At 59.9% G+C, this 16033-nt stretch carries 14 protein-coding genes; 4 read left to right on the forward strand and 10 right to left on the reverse strand.

Features of this window, described 5'->3' with window-relative positions:
• Nucleotides 1-56 precede the first annotated feature (56 nt).
• Nucleotides 57-2852 carry a copper-exporting P-type ATPase CopA gene (gene copA / locus ACL2XO_RS08285; protein WP_413742532.1) on the reverse strand — a complete coding sequence of 932 codons (2796 nt, stop codon included), beginning with the start codon at nt 2850-2852 and terminating at the stop codon, nt 57-59.
• A 111-nt stretch (nt 2853-2963) separates the two neighbouring features.
• On the opposite strand from copA, the gene cueR reads away from it, so the two are divergent.
• On the forward strand, nt 2964-3365 hold the full coding sequence (gene cueR, locus ACL2XO_RS08290; RefSeq protein ID WP_132922897.1) for a Cu(I)-responsive transcriptional regulator: 402 nt from the start codon (nt 2964-2966) through the stop codon (nt 3363-3365).
• Here cueR and ACL2XO_RS08295 read toward each other — a convergent pair.
• The 5 genes from ACL2XO_RS08295 to tesA form a co-directional block, all read right to left on the reverse strand.
• Entirely contained in the window at nt 3328-3807 is a 480-nt protein-coding gene (locus ACL2XO_RS08295) for an NfeD family protein (RefSeq protein WP_203522377.1), read from the reverse strand. The two genes, cueR and ACL2XO_RS08295, sit on opposite strands and share 38 nt — an antisense overlap.
• 2 nt (nt 3808-3809) lie before the next feature.
• Nucleotides 3810-4724, reverse strand: a complete 915-nt coding sequence (locus tag ACL2XO_RS08300; RefSeq protein WP_132922895.1) for an SPFH domain-containing protein — start codon at nt 4722-4724, stop codon at nt 3810-3812.
• Between the two features lie 295 nt (nt 4725-5019).
• Nucleotides 5020-5877: a tetratricopeptide repeat protein gene (locus tag ACL2XO_RS08305; RefSeq protein WP_413742533.1), complete on the reverse strand. Its 858-nt coding sequence runs from the start codon at nt 5875-5877 to the stop codon at nt 5020-5022.
• A 51-nt stretch (nt 5878-5928) separates the two neighbouring features.
• On the reverse strand, nt 5929-6705 hold the full coding sequence (locus tag ACL2XO_RS08310; protein ID WP_413743045.1) for an SDR family oxidoreductase: 777 nt from the start codon (nt 6703-6705) through the stop codon (nt 5929-5931).
• Nucleotides 6706-6709: 4 nt separating this feature from the next.
• The gene (tesA, locus tag ACL2XO_RS08315) at nt 6710-7369 is read right to left on the reverse strand and encodes a multifunctional acyl-CoA thioesterase I/protease I/lysophospholipase L1 (RefSeq protein WP_413743046.1); all 660 of its coding nucleotides are present in this window, start codon (nt 7367-7369) and stop codon (nt 6710-6712) included.
• Here tesA and ybbA point away from each other — a divergent pair.
• From ybbA to ACL2XO_RS08330, 3 genes are all read left to right on the forward strand, one after another.
• Nucleotides 7340-8026, forward strand: a complete 687-nt coding sequence (ybbA, locus tag ACL2XO_RS08320; protein WP_132922892.1) for a putative ABC transporter ATP-binding protein YbbA — start codon at nt 7340-7342, stop codon at nt 8024-8026. The two genes, tesA and ybbA, sit on opposite strands and share 30 nt — an antisense overlap.
• On the forward strand, nt 8023-10455 hold the full coding sequence (gene ybbP / locus ACL2XO_RS08325; RefSeq protein WP_413742534.1) for a putative ABC transporter permease subunit YbbP: 2433 nt from the start codon (nt 8023-8025) through the stop codon (nt 10453-10455). The genes ybbA and ybbP overlap by 4 nt, the downstream gene beginning before the upstream one ends.
• 134 nt (nt 10456-10589) lie before the next feature.
• Nucleotides 10590-12821 carry an NADP-dependent isocitrate dehydrogenase gene (locus ACL2XO_RS08330; protein WP_413742535.1) on the forward strand — a complete coding sequence of 744 codons (2232 nt, stop codon included), beginning with the start codon at nt 10590-10592 and terminating at the stop codon, nt 12819-12821.
• Nucleotides 12822-12901: 80 nt separating this feature from the next.
• Here ACL2XO_RS08330 and purK read toward each other — a convergent pair whose 3' ends face one another.
• The 4 genes from purK to ppiB form a co-directional block, all read right to left on the reverse strand.
• The gene (purK, locus tag ACL2XO_RS08335) at nt 12902-13978 is read right to left on the reverse strand and encodes a 5-(carboxyamino)imidazole ribonucleotide synthase (RefSeq protein WP_413742536.1); all 1077 of its coding nucleotides are present in this window, start codon (nt 13976-13978) and stop codon (nt 12902-12904) included.
• Nucleotides 13975-14484 carry a 5-(carboxyamino)imidazole ribonucleotide mutase gene (purE, locus tag ACL2XO_RS08340; RefSeq protein WP_413742537.1) on the reverse strand — a complete coding sequence of 170 codons (510 nt, stop codon included), beginning with the start codon at nt 14482-14484 and terminating at the stop codon, nt 13975-13977. The genes purK and purE overlap by 4 nt, the downstream gene beginning before the upstream one ends.
• Before the next feature lie 239 nt (nt 14485-14723).
• Nucleotides 14724-15452 carry a UDP-2,3-diacylglucosamine diphosphatase gene (locus ACL2XO_RS08345; protein WP_132922887.1) on the reverse strand — a complete coding sequence of 243 codons (729 nt, stop codon included), beginning with the start codon at nt 15450-15452 and terminating at the stop codon, nt 14724-14726.
• Between the two features lie 11 nt (nt 15453-15463).
• Nucleotides 15464-15958, reverse strand: a complete 495-nt coding sequence (ppiB, locus tag ACL2XO_RS08350) for a peptidylprolyl isomerase B (protein ID WP_132922886.1) — start codon at nt 15956-15958, stop codon at nt 15464-15466.
• Between the last annotated feature and the right edge of the window lie 75 nt (nt 15959-16033).

Genomic DNA, 16033 nt, shown 5'->3' on the forward strand with positions numbered 1-16033 from the left:
ATACCCGTCATACTTCAAGTCGCGGCTAACACAGCTGCGACTCGACGTATTCAAGTTTATGCTTTTGGTTTAAAACCTATCAATCGGTTGGCGTTGCTCACCACGGTAATCGATGACAGCGCCATCGCCGCGCCGGCCACCACCGGGCTGAGCAGGGTGCCGGTAAAGGGATACAAAATACCGGCGGCGATAGGAATCCCCAATACATTATAAACGAAGGCCCCCAGCAGATTTTGCTTCATGTTGCGCAACGTGGCCTTGGAGACCGCCAGCGCGTCCGCCACCCCGTGCAGACTATGGCGCATCAGGGTAATGGCGGCGGTTTCAATAGCCACATCGCTGCCGCCCCCCATGGCGATACCCACTTCCGCCTGGGCCAGGGCCGGCGCGTCATTGATGCCGTCGCCAATCATGGCTACCCGGTGCCCCTGCTGCTGTAACGTCCTGATGGCCTCCGCCTTGCCGTCCGGCAATACGCCGGCAATCACCCGGTCGATACCGGCCTCTTTCGCCACGCTTTGGGCGGTGGCGGGATTGTCCCCGGTGAGCATGACCAGGGTATAACCCTGAGCATGCAGCCGGTTGAGCGCCGCCACGCTGTCCGACCGCAGCGGATCGCGAACGGCGAACAGCGCCGCCACCTCGCCGTCCACCGCCAGAATCACCGGCGTGGCGCCCTGTTCCGACCACTGTTTTATCCTGTCGGCAATGGGCCCGGCGTTGATATGGTGCTGCTTTAGCAACGCGCTGTTGCCCAATAAAATCCGGGCCCCGTCTACCTCGCCGCTGACCCCGAGACCGCGCAGGGTGTGAAATTCCCGCACTACTTCCCGTACTACAGGCAGCGCCGTTTCACCGGCACGCTGGACGATGGCGTGGGCCAGGGGATGATTGGAGCCCTGTTCCAGCGCCGCAGCCAGCGACAGCGCCCGTGATTCGTCAAAACCGGCCATGGGTTCCACCGCCACCACTCTCGGGCGGCCCTCGGTGAGGGTGCCGGTTTTATCGAAGACCAGGGTATCAAGGGAGGTGGCGTGCTGCAGCGCATCGGCATCCCGCACCAGTACGCCGAATTCCGCCGCCCGGCCTATGCCGGCAATAATGGACATGGGAGTAGCCAGGCCCAGGGCGCAGGGGCACGCGATAATCAATACCGTGGTGGCGACCACCAGCGTATAGACGATTTGAGGCGCCGGCCCCACCAGATACCAGATGGCGGCGCTGATTAAGGCGATGGCCACAACCGTCGGGACAAATACCGCCGAAATCCGGTCCGCCATCTGTCCGATGGCCGGTTTACTGCTTTGCGCCTGGCGCACCAACCTGATGATCCGCGCCAGGGTGGTTTGGTTGCCCACCGCATCGGCGCGGAACAACACGCTGCCGTCCTGCGCTACGGTTCCCGCATGGACTTTATCGCCGTTGGATTTTTGCCGCGGCGCCGGCTCCCCGGTGAGCATGGATTCATCCAGCCAGATTTCACCCTGGGTAATTTCACCGTCCACCGGTACCCGATCCCCTGCGGTCAGCCGCAGGATCATGCCCAGTTGAACCTCTGACAGGGGCAGGGTTTGCTCGCCGTTTTCGGTGACCACCCTGGCCGTGGGGGGCGTCAGGTCCAACAGGCGTTCCAAGGCCTGCGATGAGCGCTGGCGGGCGCGTTGTTCCAGGGCATGGCCGAGATTAATCAAGCCGATGATCATGGCGCTGGCTTCAAAATAGAGATGGCGCGCCATCATCGGGAACACGTCCGGCCAAAGCACGATACTGATGGAGTAAAGCCAGGCCGCGCCGGTGCCCAGCGCCACCAGCGTGTCCATGGTGGCGCTGCCGGTTTTCAGACTGCGCCAGGCGCTGCGGTAAAAATGTCCGCCGGCGAAAATCATCACCGCCAGGGTAATCAAGCCGATGAGCAGCCAGGGCAAGCGGGTTTGCGGGGTGAGGGTCATGCTGCCGCCGAACAGGCCCCAGGCCATTAACGGTAGACCCAGGGTCAGCGCCAGCGCCGATTGCCAGCGGAAACGTCGCATTGCGCTTTGCGCGGTCTGCTGCTGCCGTTCCCGCCGCTGGGTTTCATCCGCAATCAGCTCCGCGCCGTAGCCGGCCTGTTCAATGGCGGTTATCAGCGCCCCACCGTCCGGGGTCCCCATCACCAGCGCGCTGCGCTCCGCCAGGTTCACCCGCGCCTGCTCCACGCCGGGAACCCGCTGTAGCGCATGTTCGACTTTACTGACGCAACTGGCGCAGCTCATGCCGCTAATCAACAGATGCAAACTGTCGTCGCTTTGCGGCGATGCGCTTTGAGGCAAGGCTGCGACGGGGGAAGGGGACGTCGTTGCCACCGCGTCCGGAGAATCGCTATTGATGTATGCCGGAAGAGATGTCGCCGCTGCCAGAAAGTCCGGCGCTGAGGTAAGCACTGTCAGCGGCTCAGTTTTTGGGTGCGGCTGACTCACCGTCGGAACGGCCTGGTAACCCGCCTGTTCCACCGCCTTGACCAGCGCCGCTGCATCCGTCTTACCGTACACGCTGGCGTGATCCAGCGTTACCGTGGCGCTGAAGACGCCGGGCACCGCTTCCAGCGCCTTGCGGGTGCTGGCCACGCAATGCCCGCAGTTCAGGCCGGAAAGGGCCAATTCGGTATCCCCCCGCTCCGCCGGCGCGGCGTCGTAACCGGCCTGTTCAATACTGGCAATCAGATCCGGCGCTCCGGCATCGCCGGTGACTTCCGCATAGTCCAGCGCCACCCGTGCGCTTTCAACATCGTCACGGGATTCGAGGGTCTCTTTGACCCGTTTAATACAGTGATCGCAAGACAAACCCTGCAATGCGAGTACGATAGTCTGTGACATACACGACTCCTTTGTGGTTAACGGGATTTCCCAAACAGGTTGACTTCGGTTGGGAAAATTCGATGTAATGAAGCTTAAACCTTGCCGCAAGGGGAAGGTCAAGGGGGGAAAATGAATATTAGCGACGTGGCGAAAAAAACCGGCCTGACCAGCAAGGCGATCCGGTTTTATGAAGAGAAGGGCCTGGTGACGCAGCCCACCCGCCGGGACAATGGTTATCGCAGCTATGACGCACGGCATCTGGAAGAGCTGACGCTGCTGCATCAGGCGCGGCTGGTGGGATTCAACCTCGACGAATGCCGCGAACTGGTGGCGCTCTTTAATAATCCCCAGCGCCACAGCGCCGACGTCAAGACCCGCACCCTGCAGAAAGTGAAAGACATCGAAAATCACATCGAACAGCTGAAAGCCATGCGCGAGCACCTGTTGGCGCTGGCGGAAAGCTGTCCTGGGGATGAAGGCGCCGATTGCCCGATTATTGATAATCTGTCGGGATGCTGCTCGAGCCGCTGACCGGACGGACATGCAACGTAATGCCTTCCGCGGCCATCACTTCCACGGTGGCCCCCACGGGCAGATCTTCGTCGCAGATCGCCCGCCATGTGCCGTCGCCGACGCGTACCCGGCCGACGCCGTTCACCACCGGTTCCACCAGGATGGCATGGATGCCCACCAGCTGTTCGCCGCGTCGGTTGAGCAACGACGCGGGCAGGCTTTTGTTATGACCGCGCAGCCAATACCACCATAAAAAGCCTGAAACCAGGGTGAGCAGCGCGAATAGGAGGCCTTGCGCCGCCCAATCCATGGGCACCACCCATATCACCAGTCCCACCGCCACCGCGGCGCAGCCGCTCCATAACAGGAACCCGCCGGCGCCCAGCATTTCGGCAGCCAGCAGCAGACCGCCGAGCGAAATCCAGAACCAATGAGGATTTACCACCAAAGCGGTCAGCATGGTTATTTACCCCGGACCTGTTTGCTTTCGCCGATCAGTTCGGCAATACCGCCGATGGCGCCCATCAGGCTGCTGGCATCCAGCGGCATCATGATAACCTTGCTGTTGTTGGCGGAACCGATATGTTTCAGCGCATCCGTATATTTCTGGGCGACAAAATAGTTAATCGCCTGGATATTGCCCGCCGCGATGGCATCGGAGACCACCTGGGTGGCCTGCGCTTCGGCCTGCGCCGCCCGTTCACGGGCTTCCGCCTGCAGGAAAGCGGATTGACGCTCACCCTCCGCTTTCAGGATTTGCGACTGTTTTTCACCCTCGGCCCGCAGGATGGCGGCCTGGCGTATCCCTTCCGCCTCAAGGATATTCGCCCGCTTGGTACGTTCAGCCCGCATCTGCGCGTTCATCGCGGCAATCATTTCCACCGGCGGCCGGACGTCGCGGATTTCGATACGCGTGACCTTGATGCCCCAGGGACTGGTGGCTTCATCCACGATATGCAGCAGGCGGGTATTGATGCCGTCCCGCTGGGACAACATTTCGTCCAGCTCCATGGAGCCCAGCACCGTACGGATATTGGTCATGGTCAGGTTAAGTATGGCCTGCTCCAGGTTACTGACTTCATAGGCGGCGCGCGACGGTTCCACTACCTGGATAAAGCAGACCGCGTCGATGGTGACATTGGCGTTGTCCTTCGAGATGATTTCCTGCGACGGAATATCCAGCACCTGTTCCATCATATTGATCTTGCGCCCGATCCGGTCCATGAACGGCACCACCAGATTGAGGCCGGGTCTGAGTGTGTGGGTATAACGGCCAAAACGCTCCACTGTCCAATGATATCCTTGCGGGACAATTTTTATCCCCGCCCAGACGATAATCAGGGCGACAATAACTATGATTGGTATAACCGTCAGCATAGGGGGAATCTCCATTTCTTTACGTGAAGGAACTAACGTGGCCGGCCCGACCCAAAAGGCATCGCCCGCGGCTGCCGGCCAGCATGACACAGCGTTTTCAACGCTGGCTTAATAGTACGCTTTTGCCGTCGCGGATTCGCGGGGGACAGAGCATATTCGGCGACGGGATCGGGATTTCACCGGTCCGGCGGATTGAACGCGTTGCGCGGTTTAAGCGGCGAAGCACCGCAGGCCGAGGCTTTCCGGCTTACCGACGCCTGCGGAGCGGGGCAGCGGCCCCACCCGGCATGAAGGCTTAATAGAGCAGGGAATACAGCTTGCGGCGATATTTTCCCGCCAGGGCGTCGCCGGTGCCCAGGGCCGACAGGATATCCATCATGGTTTTGCGAGCTTCACCCTCCGCGGCGGCGAGATCCTTGCGCAGATGGCCAAGAAGCAGTTCCAGCGCTTCCTCGTTCCGGCCGACCTGATGCAGCTGCAGCGCCAACTGCACCGCCAGCGCCGCATCGTCCGGCGCATTTTGCACCTGGAGTTGTAATTGCTGCATTTCCGGCGTGTTCGCCGCCTGTTTCATCAGATCGATTTGCGCCAGCAGCCCCTGGTAGCGGGTATCTTTATCCTGTAGCGGGAAAACGTCCAGTACCGCCAGGGCATCGTCGATACGCTTGAGATGGATATAGGTTTCCGCCAGCAGCAGCCCCGATTCGCTGGACTGCTTGCTCATCTGCCAGGCCTCTTTCAACAGCGGCAGGGCTTCGCCGTAGGCGCCTTGGTCCATAAGGGCGGCGGCCTCGGTCATTTTGAGTTCGGCGGGATCCGGCAAGGCTCTGAGCAGCAGCTCGCGAATCACCTCCTCCGACTGCGGACCCTGCAGTCCGTCCAGCGGCTGGCCGTCTTTAAACAAATACAGCGTGGGGATGGCGCGCAGGCCGAATTGAGCGGCTACCTGCTGCTGGGCATCGCAATCCACCTTGGCCAGGATGAACTGGCCGGCGAATTCCTGCGCCAGCCGATCGATAACCGGCGTCAATTGCTGGCAATGCTGGCTGCGCTCCGACCAAAAATAGAACAGCACCGGCTGGGACAAAGATTGTTCGAGGGTTTGCTGCAGGTTTGTTTCATCAATTTCAACAAGGGTGGCTTGAGCTAGCATGAAATTTTCTCTCGTCCGTTTTAGCGATATATGGGGGCGTTTTCCCCCGCCTCAATGCCTGCCGCGTAAAATCATATCAAGGCTTCGGTCCGGTAAAATACGGCGTAACACTGACATAGTATGCGCCACCAGCGTGACCGGATAACGTAACCGGGGTCTCGGATGTTCCAACGCATGATGCAGTTTGGGCAGGATTGCCTCGGGAGGCAACGTAAATCGTTTGGCAATACCGGGATTGGTTACCGGTTTATCCGACCTGGACTGTCTGACGTTGCCGGTAAAAGCGGTGCTTATGGGGCCGGGCTCAATCAGGCTGACATGCAGGCCGGTGCCGTGCAGCTCCATCCGCAGAGTATCCGACCAGGCTTCCAGGGCGAATTTACTGGCGGCATATGCCCCGCGTCCCGGCGTGGAAACCAGCCCCATCACCGAACTGGTCTGGATAATCCGCCCCTCGCCGTGGGGCAGCATGGCCGGCAGCAAGCGCTGGGTGAGCTGATGAGTGCCGAACAGATTGCTGGCGAACTGTTTCTCCAATAGCTGACGCGACAGGTCGGCCAGGGGGCCGTATTGCCCGTAGCCGGCATTATTGAACAGGGCATAGACCCGATTGCCGGTGAGCTCAATGATAGCGGCGGCGGCAATGTCAACGCTCTTTGCTTCATCCAGATCCATTTGCAGCGCCTCGAATCCGGCGGCCAGCAGCCCTGCGACATCCTCCGGGTTGCGGCAGGTCGCCACCACCCGATAACCGCGCTGGCGTAAATCCGTCGCCGCGACGGCGCCGATACCGCTGGAACAGCCGGTGATCACCACCGTTTTTTGCATAACTTTACCCATGGCTTGGTCCTGAGACGGATGAATCATGCTTAAGTAACGGGGTGAGCTGCGTCGACATCCAGTCGGCGATAAAAGGCTGGGCCAAGGGATTGGGGTGAATGCCATCATCCTGCATCCACTGCGGTTTCAGATAGATTTGCTCCATAAAAAACGGCAGTAGCGGCACCCCGTATTTTTGCGCCAGCGCGGGATAAATCTCGCTAAACGATTGAGTGTAGCGCTGTCCGTAATTCGGCGGCAGGCGGATTTGCATCAGCAAGGGCTGCGCTCCCGACTGTTTTACCAGTTCGATGGCCCGGGACAGGTCCTGCTCGATGGCCTGCGGCGGGAAACCGCGCAGACCGTCGTTGCCTCCCAGTTCAATCATGACCCAGCGCGGATTGTAGAGTTTGAGCAAAGCCGGCAGGCGCGCCAGGCCTTGGGTGGCGGTATCGCCGCTGATGCTGCCGTTAATCACCCGGCTGCCGTCGGCCTGCTGCCGCCATTTATCATTAAGCAGCGACGGCCAGGCCTGCTCCGCCGCCATTCTATAGCCGGCGCTGAGACTATCGCCCAAAATCAATAAGGTATCAGCGGCAATTGCACGTACACTGAAGAGTCCTAACAGTAAAAGGAAGGGAAAATGCCAGCGGAAAACGTTCTTGAAGTTCATCATCTTGGTAAACACGTCGGTCAGGGGGAACACCAGCTTACCATCCTTACCGGAGTTGAGCTTGTTGTCAAACCGGCGCAGACAATTGCGCTGATTGGCGAATCGGGCTCCGGTAAATCCACCCTGCTGGGCATTTTGGCCGGACTGGACGACGGCAGCGAAGGAGAGGTCAGGCTGCTGGGCCACTCGCTGGCGGAGCTGGATGAAGAGGGACGGGCGGCGTTGCGGGCCCGGCACATCGGTTTCGTGTTCCAGTCTTTTATGCTGGTGCCTACGCTGACCGCCCTTGAGAACGTGCAGTTGCCCGCCTTGTTGCGGGGTGAAAGCGAAGGGCACAGCCGTGAACAGGCGCTACAATTGCTGGATCAGCTGGGTTTGTCCCGGCGCCTGGGCCATATGCCGGCCCAGCTGTCCGGCGGCGAACAGCAGCGCGTGGCGCTGGCCCGTGCCTTCAGCGGGCGGCCGCAAATTCTCTTTGCCGATGAGCCCACCGGCAATCTGGATCGCAAAACCGGCGATCGCATCGCCGATTCGCTGTTCTCCCTGAACCGGGACTCCGCCACCACCCTGATATTGGTGACCCATGATCTCCAGCTCGCTGCCCGCTGCGAGCGGCGCCTGCGCCTGCAGGACGGCCGATTGCAGGAGGTGGCATGATAGGACGATGGTTCTGGCGCGAATGGCGTTCTCCTTCGCTGCTGATAGTGTGGTTGGCGCTGACCCTGTCGGTGGCCTGCGTACTGGCTTTGGGAAACATCAGCGATCGTATGCAAAAAGGCATCGGGCAGCAAAGCCGCGAATTTCTTGCCGCCGACCGGGTACTGCGCACGGCGCGCCCGATAGATGAAAGCTGGCTGCGGCAGGCCGCCGCCGACGGCTTGACCTTGAGCCGCCAGGTAAGCTTTATGACGATGACCTTCGCCGGCGACAACGCCCAACTGGCCAATGTCAAAGCCGCTGACGAGCGCTATCCGCTGTACGGACAACTGGTCACTCGTCCGGCGGGCTTGCGGGCCCAGCCCGGCACCGTACTGGCGGCGCCGCGTTTACTGGCGCTGCTCGCCCTGAACGTCGGCGATATGCTGGCGGTGGGGGACGCCACGTTACGTATCAGCGGCGAGATCGTGCAGGAACCGGACAGCGGATTCAACCCGTTCCAAACCGCGCCGGCCATCATCATCAACGAGGCGGACGTGGAGAAAACCGGCGCCGTCCAGCCCGGCGGCCGGGTGACCTGGCGCTATATGTTCGCCGGCACGCCGCAACAGCTTCAAACCTTTGAGGGCTATCTGCTGCCCAAGCTTGGCGCCGACCAGCGCTGGTATAGCATGGATGACTCCAACGGCGCGCTGAACGTCTCCATCCAGCGCTCTCATTCCTTCCTGGTGCTGTCGGCGCTGTTGACGCTGATGCTCGCCGTGGCGGCGGTGGCGGTGGCCATGGGGCATTATTGCCGCAGCCGCGGCGACGTGGTGGCGGTATTGAAAACCCTCGGCGCCGGACGCCGGGCGCTGATGAAACTCATCATCGGCCAGTGGCTATCGTTACTGATCTTTGCCGGTATATGCGGCAGCCTCATCGGTCTGGCCTTCGAATGGCTGTTAATGCGCATGCTGGCGCCGGTACTGCCGGCGGCGCTGCCCTCCTCCGGCGTCTGGCCCTGGCTGTGGTCGCTGGGATCGCTGGTGATTATTTCCCTGCTGGTGGGCCTGCGGCCCTACCGGCAACTGCTGGCCACGCGCCCGCTGCGGGTGCTGCGCCGGGAATCGGCCGCCGCTGTCTGGCCGCTGCGTTATTATGTGCCGGCTGTCCTTATCGTCGTCCTGGGATTGCTCATCGCCATCGTCGGCGTCGGCGGGCTATTCTGGACCCTGGCCGGCGGCATTGCGGTCCTGACGCTGATGCTGGCGGCGGTGGGATGGGGCGCCTTATGGCTGCTACGGCATGTGGTTGTCCGACGGCTTACCCTGCGGCTGGCCATTAACCGCCTGTTGCGGCAGCCATGGATAACCATGAGCCAGCTGGCGGCGTTCTCACTGAGTTTTATGCTGCTGGCGTTGCTGCTGGTGATGCGGGGGGATTTACTCCAGCGCTTCCAGGAACAGCTGCCCCCGGGCAGCCCGAACTATTTCCTGCTGAACCTCACCGCCGATCAGGTGTCGCAGGTCAGGGATTTTCTCCGGCAAAACCAGGTATCCCCCGGGGCTTTTTACCCTATCGTCCGCGCGCGCCTGACGGAGATCAACGGGCAGATAGCAACCCAGATCGTTCATGAGAACGATCCCGGCGGCCGCACGGTCAATCGCGAGCTGAACCTGACCTGGATGGCGGACCGGCCCGAAGGTAATGAACTGGTGTCAGGCCATTGGCCTCCGGGGCCCGGGGAAGTCTCCATGGAGCAGCGGGTGGCCGATGATCTGCACCTGAAACTCGGCGATACCCTGGCCTTTACCGGCGATACCCAAGCCTTCACCGCCAAAGTGACCAGCTTGCGAAAAGTGGATTGGGAAAGCCTGCGCCCCAATTTCTTTTTTATCTTTCCGCCGGAATCCCTGGATAATCAGCCCCAAACCTGGCTCACCAGTTTCCGCTATCAGGGTGACGAAAAGCTGATGTCCCGTTTGAACCGCCAATTTCCCACCCTGACCTTGCTGGATGTGGGAGCCATTCTGCGGCAAATCGGCCAGGTATTGCAGCAGGTCAGCCGCGCCCTGGAAATCATGGTGGCGCTGGTGCTTATCTGCGGCGGCCTGCTGCTGCTGGCGCAGGTACAGGTGGGTATGCACCAGCGCCAGCGGGAACTGGTGGTCTATCGGACCTTGGGGGCCAGCGCCAAACTGCTGCGCTCGACCCTGTGGAGTGAATTTGCCTTGCTGGGACTGGTGGCCGGCGTGGCGGCGGCCATCGGCGCCGAAGTGGCGCTGGCGCTATTGCAGCAGAAAGTGTTTGATTTTCCCTGGCAACCGGATTATGTGCTGTGGTGGGCGCTGCCGCTGGGGGGGATGATATTATTGTCGCTGTTGGGCACCGTGTTGGGTATCCGGCTGGTCAAGGGCAACGGCGGCTTTCGACAGTATCTGGGGTGAGTTTTAACGCGTAACATTAATGCAACAAAAAATCCCCAGGCAAGTGACAACCAGGTTGACAGCCACCGCACGCCTACTGCACAGTAACGGCCAGGCGTCATACTAAAATACGGTTTGAGGAGTTAACATAATAAATGTCCACAACGTCTAAAATAATCTATACGCTCACTGACGAGGCGCCGGCGCTGGCGACCTATTCCCTGCTGCCAATCGTTCAGGCGTTCACCCAATCATTGGGCATCGCCGTGGAAACGCGCGATATCTCGCTGGCCGGCCGCATAATTGCCAACTTCCCCGAAAATCTGCAGGTCCATCAACGCATCTCCGATCATTTGGCGGAGCTGGGCCAATTGGCCGTCACGCCGCAGGCCAATATTATCAAGCTGCCCAATATCAGCGCTTCGCTGCCGCAGCTGAAGGCCGCCATTAAAGAGTTGCAGGAGCAGGGTTTCGCGGTTCCGGACTATGTGGATGAGCCGAAGACCGATGCGGAAAAAGATGCCAAAACACGTTATGACAAAATCAAGGGCAGCGCGGTGAATCCGGTTCTGCGCGAAGGCAACTCCGATCGGCGCGCGCCGCTGTCGGTGAAAAGTTACGCCCGCAAACATCCGCATCGCATGGGCCCTTGGTCCGCCGATTCCCAAACCCATGTGGCGCATATGACCGCCGGTGATTTTTACGGCAGCGAAAAAACGGCGCTTATCGACCATGACGGCAGCGTTAAAATCGAGCTGGTGGGCAAAGACGGCGCCGTCAAGGTCCTGAAAGCGAAGACGGCGGTAAAAGCCGCTGAGCTTATCGATGCATCGGTGATGAGCAAAAAGGCCCTGAGCAGCTTTATCGATGAGCAGATTCAGGACGCCAAGCGCCGGGGAGTGCTGCTGTCGCTGCATTTGAAAGCCACCATGATGAAAGTCTCCGATCCCATCATGTTCGGCATCGCGGTGAGCGAATTCTTTAAAGATGTGCTGGACCGCTACGCTGACGACCTGAAATCCCTGGGCTTTTCCGCCAATAACGGTATCGGCGATTTGTATGCCAAAATCAACGCCCTGCCGGCGGAAAAACAGCAAGCCATCAAGCAGGATATCGACGCCCTCTATGCCCGACGCCCTCAGTTGGCGATGGTGAATTCCGATAAGGGCATTACCAATCTGCATGTGCCCAGCGATGTGATAGTGGATGCCTCCATGCCGGCGATGATCCGCGATTCCGGCAAAATGTGGGGACCCGACGGTCAATTGCACGACACCAAGGCAGTGATTCCCGATCGCTGCTATGCCGACATCTATCAGGTGGTCATCGACGATTGCAAACAGCACGGCGCCTTCGATCCCACTACCCTGGGCACGGTGCCCAACGTCGGCCTGATGGCCCAGCAGGCCGAAGAGTACGGCTCCCATGACAAGACCTTCCAGATTCCGACGGACGGCGTGGTGCGGGTGACCGACGAATCCGGCCGGGTCTTGCTTGAACACAATGTTGAAGCCGGTGATATCTGGCGTATGTGCCAGGCCAAAGACGCGCCGATCCGCGATTGGGTGAAGCTGGCGGTGACGCGGGCCCGCGAATCAAATACCCCGGCGGTGTTCTGGCTGGATCCGGCCCGCGCTCATGACGCCCGAATGATTGAAAAAGCGCAGCGCTATCTGAAGGATCACGACACCTCCGGCCTGGACATCCGCATCATGTCGCCGGTGGAAGCCACCCGCTTCTCTCTCGATCGCATCCGGGCCGGTAAAGACACCATCTCCGTCACCGGCAATGTGCTGCGGGATTATCTCACTGACCTGTTCCCCATCATGGAGCTGGGCACCAGCGCCAAGATGCTGTCCATCGTGCCGCTGATGGCCGGCGGCGGGTTGTTCGAGACCGGCGCGGGCGGCTCGGCGCCGAAGCATGTCCAGCAATTCCTGCAGGAAAATCACCTGCGGTGGGACTCGCTGGGGGAATTCCTGGCGTTGGCGGCATCACTGGAGCACGTCGGCATCGCCGGCAATAACCCCAAGGCGAAAATCCTGGCGAAAACCCTGGATCAGGCCAACGGTAAATTCCTGGATACCAATAAATCGCCGTCGCGCAAGACCGGCGAACTGGATAACCGGGGCAGCCACTTCTACCTGGCGCTGTACTGGGCGCAGGCGCTGGCGGAGCAAAACGAAGACCCGGCGCTGAAACAGCAATTCGCCGCCTTCGCCGCTGCTCTTGCCGACAACGAACAGCAGATTGTCGCGGAACTGAACCAGGTGCAGGGCAAACCGGTTGATATCGGCGGTTATTATCACCCGGATCCGGCGCTGGCCAGCCAGGCTATGCGCCCGAGCGCCACCTTGAACAACGCGATAAAGGCGGTAATGGCCTGAATATAGCGGGCTGGCTTCAGTAGGACGGTAATAGGGAAGGCCCGCTGTATTGGGGCCTTTTTTTGACCGACGGTCAGGATTCAGGGCAGCTCGGCCAGCCGAAGCTGTGCCCAATGCAGCCCGCGCTGATACTCCTCTGGCAACTGTGGCGCCAGCCGCGTCAGGCTGCGATGCAAAACGCTCCGATCGGGATGGTTGAAGTTAAGATGGCCCACCTTGCGTCCGGGCCTGACCTCTTTTTCATACCAATGTAAATGCACCAGAGGATCGTTAAGCCAGCCCTCGTTGACGCCGGTGCCAATCAAATTCACCATCACCGACGGCGCGGTGATCACGGGTTTAGGCAACGGCAAATTCAATATAGCCCGCAAATGCAGCTCGAACTGGCTGATTGAAGCGCCGTTTTGCGTCCAGTGGCCGCTATTATGCACCCGCGGCGCCAGCTCGTTAATCAACAAGTCATCGCCGAGAATAAAACACTCCATCGCCATCACGCCGACGTAATCCAGTTCATGCATGATGGCCGACAGCATCAGCTCAGCCCGGTGCTGCGATGCGGCGTCCGGCTGCGGCAGCGCGACGCTGGCGCGCAAGATGCCGTCCTGGTGCAGATTATGGGTCAACGGATAAAAAACGCTGCTGCCGTCAAACCCGCGGGCGCCGATTAACGACACCTCGCCGGAGAAGGGGATGCCCTGTTCCACAATACAGCTGCCATAGCAATCCTGGGGCAGGCCGGCTTCTTCGCCGGGAGTGAGCCGCCACTGGCCGCGTCCGTCATAACCGCCCACGCGGCGTTTGACGATAGCCAAATCACCAAAGGAATTGAACACCTGCGGCCACTGCGCCGCCCCGCTGAGCTCTTCCCATGGCGCGGTGGACAGCCCGAGCTGGTCCAGCAATTGTTTTTGCGTCAGGCGATCCGCCAGCCGCGGGAATATATCCCGGTTAACGAATGCCTTATGGCGCGCCAGCTCCAGGGTCAGGGGTGTTTCGGGCCAGCGTTCGATTTCAGCGGTAATCACGCTTTGCTGGAACGGCACCGATTCAGGCTCCGCGTCCAGGCCCACCGGGAATACCTGTATGCCCAGGGGCTCGCCCGCCTGACGCAGCATGCGCCCCAGTTGGCCGTTGCCTAAAACACAAACCGGTTTCATGCGTCCTCCCGCGGATCGGGATGGGCCAGAACCTCGTCGGTTTGCGCCTGCCGCCAAGCCGCCAAACGGTCCGACAACGCCTGGTCATGCAAAGCAAGTATCTGTGCCGCCAGCAATGCGGCATTGGCGGCGCCGGCCTTGCCGATGGCCAGGGTGCCCACCGGTATGCCGCGAGGCATCTGCACAATGGAATAGAGGCTGTCCACGCCGCTCAGCGCCGCGCTCTGTACCGGCACCCCCAGCACCGGCAGTAGGGTTTTGGCCGCCAGCATGCCCGGCAGGTGGGCCGCGCCCCCCGCCCCGGCGATGATCACCTGAAAACCCGCCGCCGCCGCTCCCTGGGCAAATTCAAACAGCTTATCCGGTGTACGGTGCGCAGAGACGATTTCCGCCTGAAAGGAGACCTGCAGGGAAGTGAGAATGTCCGCGGCGAACTGCATGGTTCCCCAGTCACTTTTGGATCCCATCACGATGGCGATTTTTGCCGGGGCAGGATTGGCTTGCATGGACGGAATGCTCCTGTGGTTGCGCTAAAACGACCCCCGTCACGCCGGGATGCCGGTAAAAGAGGGCGTAGAGCATATCATGTGTCACGGGCGAGGAAAACGGTTGCGTATCCTGTTAAAGCAGAATTATAGATCACATATATCACCTAACGCGGACCAATGGAAAAGAGGCGCCGATAACATTCCCAGCACCTGTTTCAGACATAGCTGACGTATGGGAGGAAAGAATTTTGCGCCGGCTAGCCCTCGAAGGGGAATTCAATCAGTTCGATACTTTCCCGGCTGACCTTGATCATGGAGCCCTGATGGTGCCAGGCGCCGAGCACCGCCCGATGGAGCTGGCCCGAGGACAGTGGCTGGATGTGGATGGCCGGGCGGTGGGTATGGCCGTGAATCAGCCAGTCCACTCCATGGCGCTCGGCGACGGCGGCCACCGCCTGCGGGTTGACATCCATGATCTCCGGGGATTTTGCCTGGTTGGCCTGTCGGCTCCCGGCGCGCATCCGATCGGCGATACGCAGGCGCCAGCGCAGCGGCAATGCCAGGAATAATCGCTGCAGCCAACGCCGGTTGACCCGCCGCCGGTAACGCTGATAGCGGACATCATCGGTACACAGGGTATCCCCGTGCAAAACAAGGATTCGGCGATCGTATAAATCCAGTCGTTGCTCTTCGGGCAGTATGATCATGCCGCAGGCATCGGCGAAACGCCGGCCCAGCAGGAAATCACGGTTGCCGTGGATAAAAAAGCACGGGATGCCCTTTTTATGCAGCGCGCGCAGCGCCGCGGCGACTTCGCGATGCAGCGGCGCGGGATCGTCATCCCCTATCCAGGCCTCGAACAGGTCGCCCAGGATATAGAGCGCGTCGGCGTGGATCGCTTGCCGCTGTAAAAAATGCAGAAAACCGGCGGTGATCGCCGGTTCTTTATGACTTAGATGAAGATCCGCAATAAATAAAGTCGCCATTGCAGCAGTGTTTATTCTTCCACCGTCACGCTGGTGATAATGACATCTTCTTTAGGCACATCCTGATGCATGCCGCTGCGGCCGGTGGGGACATTTTTGATTTTATCCACCACGTCCAGGCCGTCGGAGACTTCGGCGAAAACGCAATAGCCCCAGCCGTCGGCATTTTCAGAGCGGAAATTCAAAAAGTCATTATCCACCAGATTAATGAAAAACTGCGCGGTGGCGGAATGGGGATCGTTGGTCCGCGCCATTGCAAGCGTGCCGCGGTTGTTTTTCAAACCGTTGTTGGCCTCGTTTTTGATGGTCGCCTTGGTGGCTTTTTGCGCCATGCCTGGCTCAAAACCGCCGCCTTGAATCATAAAACCGTTAATGACACGATGGAAAATGGTATTATCATAAAAGCCGCTACGGCAGTAATTCAGGAAATTCTCGACGGTTAACGGTGCCTTGTCGGCGAAAGTGTTAATGACGATATCGCCGTGATTAGTGTGGAAAGTGACCATAAATAGTTGTCCTACGAGTCAGAAAAGGAGTTATACCCTATTGATTTCATGTTGCAGCAAGGCGGCAACGTGAAA

It is taken from the genome of Sodalis sp. RH15 (assembly GCF_047324255.1).
GTDB lineage: Bacteria > Pseudomonadota > Gammaproteobacteria > Enterobacterales > Enterobacteriaceae > Acerihabitans > Acerihabitans ligni.

Bases quoted from the DNA above. Each gene is read 5' to 3' on its own strand.
- copA (WP_413742532.1), bottom strand. From the start codon at position 2,852: ATGTCACAGACTATCGTACTCGCATTGCAGGGTTTGTCTTGCGATCAC.
- cueR (WP_132922897.1), top strand. From the start codon at position 2,964: ATGAATATTAGCGACGTGGCGAAAAAAACCGGCCTGACCAGCAAGGCG.
- ACL2XO_RS08295 (WP_203522377.1), bottom strand. From the start codon at position 3,807: ATGCTGACCGCTTTGGTGGTAAATCCTCATTGGTTCTGGATTTCGCTC.
- ACL2XO_RS08300 (WP_132922895.1), bottom strand. From the start codon at position 4,724: ATGCTGACGGTTATACCAATCATAGTTATTGTCGCCCTGATTATCGTC.
- ACL2XO_RS08305 (WP_413742533.1), bottom strand. From the start codon at position 5,877: ATGCTAGCTCAAGCCACCCTTGTTGAAATTGATGAAACAAACCTGCAG.
- ACL2XO_RS08310 (WP_413743045.1), bottom strand. From the start codon at position 6,705: ATGCAAAAAACGGTGGTGATCACCGGCTGTTCCAGCGGTATCGGCGCC.
- ybbA (WP_132922892.1), top strand. From the start codon at position 7,340: ATGCCAGCGGAAAACGTTCTTGAAGTTCATCATCTTGGTAAACACGTC.
- tesA (WP_413743046.1), bottom strand. From the start codon at position 7,369: ATGAACTTCAAGAACGTTTTCCGCTGGCATTTTCCCTTCCTTTTACTG.
- ybbP (WP_413742534.1), top strand. From the start codon at position 8,023: ATGATAGGACGATGGTTCTGGCGCGAATGGCGTTCTCCTTCGCTGCTG.
- ACL2XO_RS08330 (WP_413742535.1), top strand. From the start codon at position 10,590: ATGTCCACAACGTCTAAAATAATCTATACGCTCACTGACGAGGCGCCG.
- purK (WP_413742536.1), bottom strand. From the start codon at position 13,978: ATGAAACCGGTTTGTGTTTTAGGCAACGGCCAACTGGGGCGCATGCTG.
- purE (WP_413742537.1), bottom strand. From the start codon at position 14,484: ATGCAAGCCAATCCTGCCCCGGCAAAAATCGCCATCGTGATGGGATCC.
- ACL2XO_RS08345 (WP_132922887.1), bottom strand. From the start codon at position 15,452: ATGGCGACTTTATTTATTGCGGATCTTCATCTAAGTCATAAAGAACCG.
- ppiB (WP_132922886.1), bottom strand. From the start codon at position 15,958: ATGGTCACTTTCCACACTAATCACGGCGATATCGTCATTAACACTTTC.